The organism is Photobacterium carnosum (assembly GCF_021236965.1).
In the GTDB taxonomy this organism is placed as follows: domain Bacteria; phylum Pseudomonadota; class Gammaproteobacteria; order Enterobacterales; family Vibrionaceae; genus Photobacterium; species Photobacterium carnosum.
On sequence record NZ_WMDN01000001.1, the window covers coordinates 337712 to 349176 of the forward strand.

Below are 11465 nucleotides of genomic sequence, written 5' to 3' on the forward strand. Positions count from 1 at the left end.
CCCCTTCCCTATTGTGCACTAGAATGACTAGCCACTGAATTGTATTGCATGCTAACCGGATTAAAATCTGCACCTAAAAGAATAAGTTGTGTACGGCGATTTACTCGGTTGTCTGTTTTGTTATTGGATATAATAAAAGGTTCTCTCGATCCAGTACCTAACGTTACTATTCGATGAGAAGATATCCCTTGCTGTTGTAAATAATGAGCAACAACAACCGCTCTTGCTTTCGCTAATTGGTCGTTATAATCCGCTTTTCCTGAATAATCAGCAGAGCCGATTACAGCAATATTTAATGTAGGATTCGCTTTCAATAATTGTGCCGCTTGATCGAGTTCTTGCTGTTGCTCTTTACCTAATAATTTATTATCAAAATCAAAATTGACAACCGCTGGCCAATAATGGCCTCCAACAACTGTTGTCGTCTGTCCACAAGCAAGATCACCATAGTCAGCATAAATAGCTTGATTAGAAACACAGCCTGAAATACCGATACTTAAAAGAACTAAAGAAGTTGTTAATAATTTCATGATTACATTCCTCACCACTATTCACTTAACCAACCAAACAAGTCTTCATCAAGCTTAAACATCATTTCAAAATAAAAGCCTTGTAAGTTATATCCTTGCGGATCAAGGTCATCATCGTCAAAACCAATTACGTTATAACCAATACCTGCACGTAGATTTTTCATAACAAGATAGTTCAAACCGACACCAAATGAATAACGACGACTATCAAACCAATCAGTACCTAACATTCCGCCGTGTACATCAACATCCCAACGTCGATTAATATAATAAATAGCACGACCATCAATAATGGTTGCTACTGAATCATAATCTTGTTCATATTCAGTAAAATCTTCCCACTTCAAGCCAACGCGTCCAGATATTGTCCAATCTGGCGATAATTGGTAATTCTGATGGGTTGAGAAAATATGTGCGGTACGAGTACTATCATTACGCTCAGTTTTCCACTCATAAGCACCTAACATATGGTAACGATTGCTTAATCTCGGGCGATAAGCAAAACCTAAACTGAAATGATTACTCCATGTATTTTGCGCATTTTCTTTATCAATATAACGATATTCTTCACGTACAAGCCCACTCCAATCCTGACTCAAACGTGTTACCCAAGCGCCCAATACTCCATAATAATCTTCAGATTCACCATGGCGGTACTCTATGCGACCTGTGGTTTTATAATTTGGATTACGTATATCAGCTAAACCTAGAGAGACTGCAACACCTGACGTCCCTTCACCCTCAATGACTTCAACATATTCAATTGCAGGATCAACACTGATACCCGGTATTACTTCAAAGCGACCACGATAACCATTTGCTAATTCAAGACTACGACCATCAGATGCACCTCTTTGTCTAAACTCATTAAAGGTACTGCCACCATGAAGCCAATCAACATCGATACCAGCTGTAAATAGACTTGTTGAACCACTGCCTAAATTACTAATACCACTAAGAGAATCAATATACTCATACTGAGTATAGATACTGGCTTGCTTATGTACTTTCCAATCAGCTTTTACGTTAAAACGACGCTTACTATCATGACCAAAACTCTGTTCATATTCAGTATCTAACCGACCAGGACGCCCCCATAAACTAAATGTGCGGCCAAGGCCAACTATCGCTGTGGTATATTCCTCAGAATCGGTTTCCGTTTCATTTTTTATATAACGAGAACCTAAACGAGTTGTCCACTGAGATCCTAAGATCTTAGTATCTACCGTTGCACCAATGGTCTGTTGTTTTTCGGTATGTACAAGGGATTCAGAATGGCTAGCTTCAATGTTTAAATTCATTAATCCTGTCAATTTCTGACGATGACGAAGACGAAGCTCTTGACGTGCAGGGGTTACACCGCCAGTTGTATTAGTAAATCCTTCTTCAGCATAAACATATTCAAGTTCAGTGGCTGCTTGGGTATTCCAATCACGATTAATTCGAAGTTTATAAGCCATACCATCTTTAATTTTATTACTTGTGTCTGTTGCTGTTGTTAACGTATCAGCACTTTCATTTCCTTTATGGGACATCGTCGCAACAGAAGCGGTTACTTGCGTTTTACTATCAAAATCATAATTAACCCAAAGACTACCGATATCATAACCTTCAACATCATTATCGTTATATTCATAGCTAATACCGGAAATCAAATAAGGGGTAAATAAATAAGAAAGCCTTGCCCCTGCTACTGTATAAGCATCACCATCACCATCAACATCATAAGCAACTCTTACTTTAATAGGATTAAGATTAGCGTCATAAGTTGGAATAACACGATTGAAACGCATATCACCCGTAAAATAATCAATCGTATAATCAATATAACGCGCTAATGGTTGCTGACTTAATACCAAGCCTGCATTATCTCTATCATAAGTAACTAACGTTACCGTATCTGAATGACGAACAATACGGGTATCTCCGATGCTATAAAACATCGCAGTACCATTACCATTAAACTCAACAACTTTATGTAAATCTTCTGGACGAGCACCATATAATTGGCCAGTTAATTTGCCATCGTTATACATGCTATTAAAGCCATTAAGAATCTGGCTCGTACGACCAATATCAGACTCGTCAGTTCCATCGGCAGTACTATAATCACCCCACATTGCAAAATGACGTTCTTTCTCAAGCTTCACATAAAGCTTACTGGTACTACGGGCATCATAGCCTTTTATACTCGCATCACCTGGGATTGGGTAATAACTATCAGGTGATATTTCGCGATAAAATTCTTCATCAGACTTATCACTGTCATAACTTAAGGTTAAATGCATACCACCTTTAATATTACCTTTAATAAAGGCAGCGGCTCTTTCATCATGGCTATAACTTTTATTTTCATAACCATCTAATTGAGCCGGTGGTTGCTCTCCACTAAAGCGGCCATAGCGTCCGGTATAATTTAAAATACCGGAGACGAATAATGGGCGTTTAGCAGCAATTTGATAAAGCTTTATTTTGTCAGAGAAATCTTCGACTGAGGCTTGAATATTAACTTGCCCCGTATTTTCAGTACTACGTAAATAAACAGTTTTTTCACCATTAATAACACGAACCTGATGACCTGTTTCATTCTCTTGAATATCAGGATCTAACCAAGTATCACCTTGATCTGTATTTAGCGTTACAAAGTAAGTACCTCGCGCCAAATTATTATTTTCATCATACAGTTTAATAATAACTGGAATAACAGAGCGCCCACCATCGGCACGTAATACGTCACCATCAGCAACAACACTAATACGTTTTGCAGACTTAGGATGAGAGAACGTTTTGCCTAAAACTAGACGTTCATTACCAAATGGATCAATCGTTTTAATTTCAACAACATTGTCACCATCTTCTAAGGGCACACCATACCAACCAACAATCTGAGCATTTTCACGCTTATTGATAATACGTTCGCCTAACTGATCAATACTGATCACCTGACCATTAACATACAGTGTCGGCTCAACATCACCTCGAATAACGGCAATGAAACGGCCATCATAGCTATAATCATTGGTTGGCCAATACCATGCGCCTGATTCTGCTTCTGCTCGAGTAATATTTTTCGCTTCACTTTCAGGCAATGGAATAACATCTTGTAGAATATTATCAATTCTAAACTTAGCTTCTTTCGGAATGTTATTGTATGCCGTTGGCACTATTTCAGTTTTAATTTTGTAAAGCGATAATGCCGTTCTCAAATCGTTAAGCTTTTCTTGTGAATCACTAAAGCCAAAACGAATGGATGATAATTTATCAGTGCTTGGATAAATATAAGCCTCATCTTGTACTGATTTTGGATATAACGTAATCATACTCGCAAGATCTTCGTTACTACCTTTACGTGACTCTAATGCATAACCTTTAAATACAGTTAAAGAGGAAGTAGATGCTGACGTTTGAGAAGCATTGTCAGCAGCGGTTGACGGCCCACTAATAACGCCGGCTTGTAATTCATCTGCTTTTAATGCTTTTGGTTTGGCATCATATTGTAATCCTTTAAAATTCTCTGCTGTTTTAAATAGCCACTCACCATTTATATTGGTGTTTCTTTCCTTTAATTCTTGATAAACCGCTTCTTGATTTTCTACCGGACATGGCGCGACAAAATCTGCACGATGCATTTCACCACGTCGCATATCAACAAATCGAGAATCGCCTTTTCCAGCATTACGTGTATCTGTTGGCTCTAATTCAATGCCTAAAGGTAGGGTTTGTTTGTCAACTTTCATGACATGATTACCCGCCTTAACACCAAACATTGAATACTGACCATTTTCATCAGTGATAACATAATCACCCGTTTCTAAATATATTTTCACTCCACCAATAGGCCACATCTGATTTTTCATGATGTCGTTACACTGTGCATCAACAAAAACTTTACCGAAAATAATGCCTCTATCTGACATCACTCCCGTTTGGGTAACCTTAACTTGGTATTTATCAATATTAGAAGTAAGACGGGAATCCGTAGTACCACCAAAGGTCGCTGCATTAACATAAACAGAGTTGATACCATCTGAATCTATAGCACCTGCTGTTAGTTGCAAAACATAGGTTAATTTATAGCTACCATTTTCAGGCGGTTGTGTACTGCCACTTAATGTCCCAATATCAAAACGATATGTATAAGTATCAATACGTACTGGATCTTTATAAGGTTGATCATTTAATCGAGTACTGCCTTCCATATATTTAAAACCATATGGCATTGAATCAAAAACTTGTGCATCAAATAATTGACTGTCTGGTAGGTTATTTTTAATCGTTACTGAATATTTAACGAAGCTACCAATTTCTGCGTTATCTTTATCAGCATCTTTTTGAATGGTTAATCTACGATCTAAACTTTTGGGGTCTAGCGGTATATCAAACGTATCAACCCGATCTCTCACCGTAATAGGGAATAAACCTGAATTTTCAATATCATCATTACCATATGGGCCATATGACATCGGGGTAACATTATAAATATTAAAATTCGCTAACGTTGTATAAGCCGATGGCCACACATGCGTTTGTGGTGGCTCAACCGAAATATAATATTGATTACCATTAATTGGGGCTAATTTAGGAAATAACACTCGACCATCAACATCTGATATCACTTCAGCAACAGGGACTAAGCCATCAACATTTGGCACTCGCACTTTTGCTGTTGGTGCTACATTATTTTCTGTTTGATAAAACTTCACTATCGCATTTTCTACACCGTTAAAATTAGTCGCATCAAAAACCACAAATTGAGGGCTGATATAAGCTAAATCGGTCAGAATAATTCTGTTGTTATTGTTAGGATCAAAGACTTCAATCACTAATTCATCATTTGGATTTGATTGAATCTCACAATCATCTGCTGTCGAACCGTTTAGATCAAAACCTTTAAAATTAATGGTGTTATCAATATTAGACAATAATGCCGTGCGACTTATTTCACCTGTACGCCAAGGAATTGAAATATCATCTAAGCAATGGTTACCACCTGGTCGAATATAATTGTCCTTTGGCGATACCGCATGCACAGGAATAACACTTCTGAAAATACCCGTATTCGGGCCTGTTTCAGCAAAAATCCAATAAAACGAATCGCCTTCACTTGATCGTAATGTTACGGGATAATTGGAAGATTTAGGACCAATAATATCAATGGTGGACGCATGTTCATTACCTTGCGGAAGAATAATTTGGGCATGAACACCATCAAATTTTGAATCAAATCCAGCTGAACTTGAATGATAATAAAAGTTTGTAGGAATAAAATGTTCGTGATTACTGTATAAAATTGTAAAAGCACTATTTGGGTCTAATACATTATTATCAATAAGCTCAAAATCAATTAAATTATCATCTTCTTTACCTACTAAGGTATTACAGGCTTCACCACTTCTTGAAATATTTTCAGCTGTTGATGATAAATTAACTTCAGCTTCGCTGTATATTTTAAATGGAACAGTTCCTCGCACATCATTAACTTGCGCATAATAAGAGAAATGTCCTGATGTATTTGGTTTCATATAATCAGGCTTAACTAAAAAGCCCACCTTTTCTACATTACCTAAACCATCCCAAGAGCTATATTCATACCAATCTAAATTATGGTCATCTTGTTCAAAAATAAAATTATTATTAATTCCGACTAATACCACACCGCCATCAAAATTATATTCAGGAGAAACTAAGGTTATTGGTGAATGATCTTTAGCTGGCTGGCCATTAATCACTTTATCTTGTAATAAAGAAATATTAGCAGGAAGTTTTACTGAGATTAACACACCAGTATGGCTAACTTTTACTTGTGAACCTGCGGTTTCTGATTGAACGAAAATATTATACGGCAGTGCTGCCGATTCAGGCTTGGTGCGACCAACACTGGTATAATTGACTCTAAAGTCAATTTCAGAAAGTGATGTCACTTGTTGCTGACAAATAGGTGAATTTTCAATGGTTAAATTAACAATAGGCCCATTAATCACAGTCAGTTTAGTCGAACTGGTTTTTTCAACTGAAGGTTCATTGATTGATGTAACAACAGTATCAATATCATAGAAGTCGTTGTTTTTATCTGTTGTTGGAAGCTCAACAGTGTAAACAATATTAATAGATTCACCCGGCTTTAACTGGCCAGAAATATATTCTCCATCACTGTTTTTATTAAGCTCTGGCTCACCGGGATCATGAATACCATTACCATTAGTGTCAAAATATATCTTTATATTGTCTGCACTCGGTGATGTAAGATCCCCATTATCATCAGTTAGATTATTAACATTAATAATATAGCTATCTTTAATATTACCTGTATTAGTTACTGTATGAGGAATACTAACAATAGAACCAGGTGAAACATTTTTTTCTGTCTTATTATCTCCCGATGTATCAGGCGATAATGAAACATCATATACTTTTTCAACTTTAATATGGGATATATTCGAAAGCACTCGAATATTCTCACCCGTCGTTGAGTCAAAATAAGTCATGATGGCCTGATTCATTATTTTTGTACCAGCATTAGTTAACCCAAAAACTGTTGAACTCACACTTAATAATATAAAAACAATGAGGTACTTCATTTTAGTTATTACATCTAAGAGGGCCATAAGCACTCTCCAAAGGCTAGTAATTCAAAGATATGGATATAGGCTTATTGAAATTACTTGGTTTAATTACTTTTAAATATATATTTAAAATAAGCTCAATAAGCCCCCCTACAAGGTAGGGAGGGCTAGGTTATATTTGCTATTAATCAATCTTCACTACAAAGTTACCGACAGCTTTATCACCAGGAACAAGTGTTCCTACAGTAAAGGTAACAGTGTCACCGCTTACCGCACCAGTAACGTCAGTACCAGTAGTACCATCAGGGTTACATAAAGGACCTAAATCATCAGCCTCTAAAGGATATGTTGCATCAGCAAGTGCTACAACAGTGCCTGAATCGGTCGTATTACGACAACTTACTAAGCTACCACCCGCATGAAATTGAGAGTACTCAGTTAATTGGTCTGTAATAACCGTATTTAGCGCATTAGATGTACCTTCATTAACAGCAATCAGTTTCCAAACAACACACTGTCCAGGTTCAACATTTGTCGTTTGCTCTTTTAAGAAGGTCTTATCAGTATCAGCAACACCATCACAATCAGTATCTAAATCAGCATACTTATAAAGACGGACCTGACCTTTAACAACTTCTGAATTATCTTGACCTTGAGCAGTCACTGTTGGATCTGTTGTTGATACAGCAGTAATTGTTGTTAGGTTATTTGTACCAGATGTTGCATCTGTTGGTGCAAATACAGTGACTTCCATTGGAATGGTTTCACCAGGTTCTAACGTTAGTGTTGGAACTGTATCTGAGCCATCGGTTGCATCACACGCTACTTCTACACTTACAGTAGAACCATCCGCTTGCTGCACAATAATTGGCGTCGTTACAGGATCATCACATAAGTTACCAACTTCAGTATCAGGTGTACCATCACCATCAGTATCAACAGTAATTGTATTATTAAATCCAGTCATATTATTACCTGAACTTAAATCAACAGTTTCAGTTGTATTACCATTGTTACCTAACGTGTGGTCGTAAGTAACACTACCACCGGGTTCGATTTGGTTACTTAATGATGCTGGCGTAATATCAATACTTGCATCAGTTGCAACATCAAATGCTTCAACTTTACGGTTAGATGCATTAGATGCGTCTGATGTAGCAACAAGTGAAATGATATAATCCATATCACCATCACTATTTGCATCAATCGCTGCCGTTTGATCACTGTCAGCTAAAGCTTGAGTTGGATCAGAAGAAATAGTAATTTCAGCATTAACCCACAATACAGCACCTGCAGGAATAGTTGGTGTTGATGTAATCACATTCCCCGTTGCAGCAATATCTACCGTACCATCTGCATCAGTATCAATACCATTATGCTTGAATACAACAGTCCAGCCAGTTGGTAGTGCGGTTTCCCAGCTTGTGCCGTTATAACTACCTTCAGCACTTAATAGGAATGAATCTGAACTACCGCCTTCATTAGCAATATAAATAGGCGCAGTAACAGTTGAACCTAAAGGCTCATCATTAAACACCGTAGCTATATCTGCACTAGTAAGTACACCACCAGCAAGAAGCACTGGATCGACATCTACTGCAGGATCAATGGTAGTAATTGCTGTGTTTGCAATATCAACAGTAGGACCTGTAATATTATCTAAACGCTCAGTTTTACTGTCCGTTTGAGTGGCATCATTGAAAGAAGTTGCCGTTGTTGTTGCTTCAAATGGTGTTGGCGAATCAGCAGCATCTGATGGCAGATTGGCAACGACACGGAACAATGTCTCATTACAATTGACAGTAATACCATCAATAGTTACAGCGGCATCGATACATGTTGAAGGATCAACAGGACCACTATCAGGTGTTACATTACCATTAGTATCAACAAGTTGTGCTGTACCATCCGCATTCCAATATTCAAATGTTGTTCCTGTAGGGAAACTCACATTTGCCGTAGAAAGATCAAAGCTATCGGTGGTATTACCGTTATTAATGATCTTGTTATAGAAGAACACTTCACTACCAGCAGCAGCTGAATCTACTGTCTGAATATTATCATCAGTACCATCAGAATCACCACCACCTGACGTTCCAGTTTCAGTACCAGTATCAGTGATACCTACACCAGTAGTCGTCGTTGTGGTTGTCGTGGTTGGATTTGATGGATCAGGACCTGCAGTTGTAGGATCTGGATCATTACATTCGCCAGGGCCATCAAAGAGTCCATCCCCATTAAGATCTGAACATGAATAAGCGACGTTGCCAATGTCAGTATCGCCTTCCATTGTTTCAGGAGAGTACGCAACGTAGAAAGTCATGGAGATAGTTGTATTTGACGCTAATTGATCATCAACAGCATATACACCAGGTACGGCAGTATCCGTTGTCGTGCCGTTACTGTTAAGATCTAAGCCACCATCAATTTGATTTTCAGCGGTATCATTAGTGCCATCTTGGTCTAAATCAACTCCATGTGTAGATTCATCAACTAAATTAGCCGCAAAATCAATCGGTGTATCACCATTAACAGCTAACAAACCACTGCTAGATGCGTCATACAACCCACCGGTGCTGCTCGCAACATATACAGTTCCTTCAGGAATACCATCAAAGATAACCACATCTTTAGCGTCTGTATTACCTGTATTAGAAACGGTTACTGTGTAACGAATTAAACTTAACTCTCGGTTTGTACCACCATCACCATCTAAATCAATACCTAATGCGGTTTCCGTACCAACATTCTCTAAGTGCGTCGCTGATTTGGTAATATTAACCACAGCATCGTTAGTCACTGTAATTAATGATGCGTTAGTATCAGGTAAGGCATCATTGTTATCACCAATATCAGTGACAGAGCCATCAATAGGAGCAAGTGTACCATCATGAGCTTCTGCTTCTAATGTCACACCAAGTGTATCGCCAGGAACGGCTGTTGTAGGCACAGCAGCTGCAAGCATTAAGTTCATTTGCTCACCAGCATTTAGGGTAACAGTATCACCAGAAGTAAATTCGGTTTCACCCGCATCTGGTTGACCATTATTATTTGCATCATTGAAGAGCTTCAATGTGGTAGCATCAATCGTATCCGTTCCTCGCGTATCAGTTCCTGGCAGATTCTGCGCAAATGTTAATGTATAAGTATCAGCACCATTACCTGTATTGGTTAATACATGAGGTAAATATACCGTTTGACCTGGAGAGCCAGTAGTATTGAGATCCTGCTCAATCGTTGCACTATAAATCTGAGCTACAGTTACAACCGCTTCATTAGATGTTGCGGTATAACTATTTCCTGACTCATCTTCATAGGTTACTGTTGCTAAGTTTTTAATATCAGTTCCGGCGGCAGTAGCTGCAAGGGCTTGGCTAGATAGTAAACCTGCACCTACCGTTATGAGCCCCGCCGCAACCCATACACTGATAGGTTTTAAATGCGTATTCATAAAGTGGTTACCTTTTAAGGTCATTAATTTAATTACGATGTGTATAAATACCCTTGCAAAATCGCAGGGCGGTACATTTACTTAACGTTTATTTAACTTCGATGCGATAAGCAAAAACTTGTTTTTCCTTAGCATTAATAGCTGTTAATGGTATCCAGCGAACGGCGGTATATTTTTCAGGTGGAATAATAACTTCAACTTTTTTTCCATCCTTCATTATTTCGCGCTTCACTGGCTCTTTTTCAAATGTTTTTCCTCCATCAATACTAACTAAAAAATTCGATTTAATTTTTGTGCTACTTGTATTAGCAATATAAAAAGTATTCTCAGGAATAGGTCCTGTGATAATTAAGCCATTCAAAGGCTTTTCACTATTATTTGTGTAGGTTAACTTATATTCAATTTTATCTTTAGGTACGGCATTTTCTGCTTTTACTAATTTTTCCTCTCCTTTCTTATTTACTTCAACTATATATGCATCCATTTTACTTACTAGTAAGTTGTCATCTTCCGCATAAACAGAAAAAGACATCATCAAACAGCCAATCACTATCAATAATAAATTTTTCATATTACACCTCATCCTTTATGATCCATGAAATATATATAATGCGATAAGCATGCCAATAAAATATATTTTTACTCCATTAAAAAACAATAAGTTAATGATATGCATTTATTTAAAAAGCAAAATAGAAAATTAATTATAATTTTGCGAATCATTATTTAAATGCGAAATAAAACAAATTAAAGTTATAATTATCGAACTATAGAATAATATCTTTAAAAGTAGCTCATTTGACATAGCGTGTATTACAAAAATAACAACTTAATTTAAAACAAATCCAACATCAATTAATTACGTAAAACAATTATTAAATATCAATTTTTTTGATAACTTTATTGATTAATGTCTTAATT

General features: G+C 37.2%; 4 protein-coding genes. All 4 read right to left on the reverse strand.

Annotated elements, in window-relative coordinates; translation table 11 throughout:
• Positions 1 to 8 precede the first annotated feature (8 nt).
• The 4 genes from GLP24_RS01650 to GLP24_RS01665 all read right to left on the reverse strand — a co-directional run bounded on the left by GLP24_RS01650 (position 9) and on the right by GLP24_RS01665 (position 11115).
• A complete protein-coding gene (locus tag GLP24_RS01650; protein ID WP_232614924.1) occupies positions 9 to 530 on the reverse strand; it encodes an OmpA family protein in 522 nt (173 codons plus the stop codon).
• A 17-nt stretch (positions 531 to 547) separates the two neighbouring features.
• Positions 548 to 7135: a hypothetical protein gene (locus tag GLP24_RS01655; RefSeq protein ID WP_232615432.1), complete on the reverse strand. Its 6588-nt coding sequence runs from the start codon at positions 7133 to 7135 to the stop codon at positions 548 to 550.
• A 142-nt stretch (positions 7136 to 7277) separates the two neighbouring features.
• Positions 7278 to 10544, reverse strand: a complete 3267-nt coding sequence (locus GLP24_RS01660) for a beta strand repeat-containing protein (RefSeq protein WP_232574713.1) — start codon at positions 10542 to 10544, stop codon at positions 7278 to 7280.
• An 88-nt stretch (positions 10545 to 10632) separates the two neighbouring features.
• A complete protein-coding gene (locus GLP24_RS01665; protein WP_101768840.1) occupies positions 10633 to 11115 on the reverse strand; it encodes a DUF11 domain-containing protein in 483 nt (160 codons plus the stop codon).
• Between the last annotated feature and the right edge of the window lie 350 nt (positions 11116 to 11465).